This is a genomic window from Nocardiopsis sp. TNDT3, from assembly GCF_003427465.1.
Taxonomy (GTDB): domain Bacteria; phylum Actinomycetota; class Actinomycetes; order Streptosporangiales; family Streptosporangiaceae; genus Nocardiopsis; species Nocardiopsis dassonvillei.
The window spans coordinates 1-1747 of record NZ_QPFC01000554.1; the positions used below are offsets into that span (position 1 = coordinate 1).

General features: G+C 67.8%; 1 protein-coding gene. It reads right to left on the bottom strand.

What is annotated here, in order from left to right:
* Positions 1 to 15: 15 nt before the first annotated feature.
* A complete protein-coding gene (locus DQW06_RS14305) occupies positions 16 to 1641 on the bottom strand; it encodes an NAD(P)/FAD-dependent oxidoreductase (RefSeq protein ID WP_117198619.1) in 1626 nt (541 codons plus the stop codon).
* Positions 1642 to 1747 lie beyond the last annotated feature (106 nt).

Below are 1747 nucleotides of genomic sequence, written 5' to 3' on the forward strand. Positions count from 1 at the left end.
CCCCCCCCGCCGCCGTCAGGCGGTCACCACCGAGGGGTTGCCCTTGAGCATGAAGCCCTCGTAGTCGGCCGCGGCCACGTCACCGAGCTTCTGGCGGTAGTTGCCGAGCCCCGCGAAGTAGAACAGGACCCGCTTCTTCTTGCCCGGGATGTTGGCCCCGAAGATCCAGGAGTTGACCTTGGGGAACAGGGAGTGGTCGGCGATCTGCGTGCACAGCTCGGTCCAGCCCTCCTCCGCCTCCGGGGTCGGCTCGATGGAGGTCAGGTCGCGCTCCTCCATCATCCGGACCAGCTCGGTGATCCACTCGACCTGGGTCTCGATGGCCGTGGGCAGGTTGCTGAAGACGCTGTTGGGGCCGTAGACCATGAACATGTTGGGGAAGCCCGAGACGTTGACCCCGAGGTAGCTGGCGGGCGTGTCCCCCCAGTGCTCCTCGATGGTCACGCCGCCCCGGCCGCGGATCTCCATCTGCCGGTAGCTGCCCTCGACGGCCTCGAAACCGGTCGCGAAGACGACGACGTCCAGCTCGTGCTCCACCCCGTCCTCGGTCACGATCCCCGTGGGGGTGAACTCCCGGATCGGGGTCTCCTTGAGGCTCACCAGGCTGACGTTGTCCCGGTTGTAGGACTCGTAGTAGTCCTCGTTGCAGACCGGGCGCTTGGCGTAGTAGTCGGTCGGCTGGAGCTTGCGGGCGGTCTCCGGGTCCTTGACGATCTCCCGGATCTTGGACCGGATGAAGTCGGCCGCCGCCTCGTTGGCCCTGGGGTCGAAGATGATGTCGGAGAAGGTGCCGAACATGAAGCGGAAGCCGTTGCCCCGGTCCCAGTTCTCCTGGAAGACGCGTCGGCGCTCCTCCTCGGAGACGCTCATCGCGGCGATCTCGCTCTCCTCGAAGCCGCACGCCACGCGGGACTTCTTGGCCTGCTCCCAGACCTGGTCGTAGCGGCCGCGCAGGTCGGTGAAGTAGGCCTCGTCCACCTCGGCGTTGCCCGAGGGCACGTTGTACTGGGGGGTCCGCTGGAACACGGTGAGCTGCCCGGCCACCTTCGAGGCCGCGCAGATGAACTGGGTTCCGGTGGAGCCGGTGCCGATGACGCCGACCCTCTTGCCCTCGATGTCGAGGTCGTCGGGCCAGGAGCCGGTGTGGACCAGGCGGCCCTGGAAGCTGTCGCGGCCCTTGAAGTCGGGGAAGTGGGAGGTGGACAGCGGTCCGAGGGCGGTCACCACGTAGCGGGCGGTGAGGGTCTGGCCGTCGCTGGTGGTCGCGGTCCACAGGGCGGCGGCCTCGTCGTAGACCAGCGTCTCGACGCCGGTGTTGAGCTGGATGTCCCTGGCGAGGTCGTGCCGCTCCACGACCGCCTCCAGGTAGCCCAGGATCTCCGCCTGGGACAGGTAGCGCTTCTTCCAGGTCCACTCCCGCAGCAGGTCGCGGTCGAAGGAGTACTGGTAGATGAAGCCCTCGCTGTCGGACATGGCGCCGGGGTAGCGGTTCCAGTACCAGGTGCCCCCGACCCCGCCCGCCTTGTCGAAGGCCCGGACGGACAGGCCCAGTTCGTTGCGGAGCTTGTGCAGCGCGTAGATGCCGGCGAACCCGGCACCGACGACGATCGCGTCGAGATCGGTGTTCTTCGCGTTGGTCACGGGACAGTTCCTCACGATTGTGTAGGGAAAGGGATGGTGTTCGAGCGGGGGTGGGTTCCGGGCCCCCGGCGGGGTAGAGCCGGGTGCCCGGGACGCCGGGCTGGGG